Genomic DNA, 272 nt, shown 5'->3' with positions numbered 1-272 from the left:
CCCAACTGTTTCCCCTGATCGTCTCGGCAGCCGCAGCGGCGATAGACGCTCTCAGCCATTGTCTGTCTCCATTTCGTAGATCCACCCAGAGGCCCTGTCGTGTTCGTCGTAGAACCGTGCGAAAGGGATGTTGAAGGCGGTAGATGCTTTCCAGAGTTGTGCGGCTGTGACCTCATGTCGGCCGTTCCAAATGGCTCGGGCTGCCGAGTAGCTCACCCCGAGCAGTTCGGCCGTCTGCTTGCGACTGAGGCCGTGCCAGATGCATGCGAGGC

General features: G+C 60.3%; 1 protein-coding gene. It reads right to left on the bottom strand.

What is annotated here, in order from left to right:
* Positions 1 to 51: 51 nt before the first annotated feature.
* A complete protein-coding gene (locus SB717_RS35900; protein WP_410907752.1) occupies positions 52 to 261 on the bottom strand; it encodes a helix-turn-helix domain-containing protein in 210 nt (69 codons plus the stop codon).
* Positions 262 to 272: the final 11 nt, after the last annotated feature.

Source organism: Priestia sp. SIMBA_032 (assembly GCF_046535215.1).
Taxonomy (GTDB): Bacteria; Bacillota; Bacilli; order Bacillales; family Bacillaceae_H; genus Priestia; species Priestia aryabhattai.
Note: the sequence above shows the minus strand (reverse complement) of the source record. Positions and strands in the feature narration are given on the sequence as shown.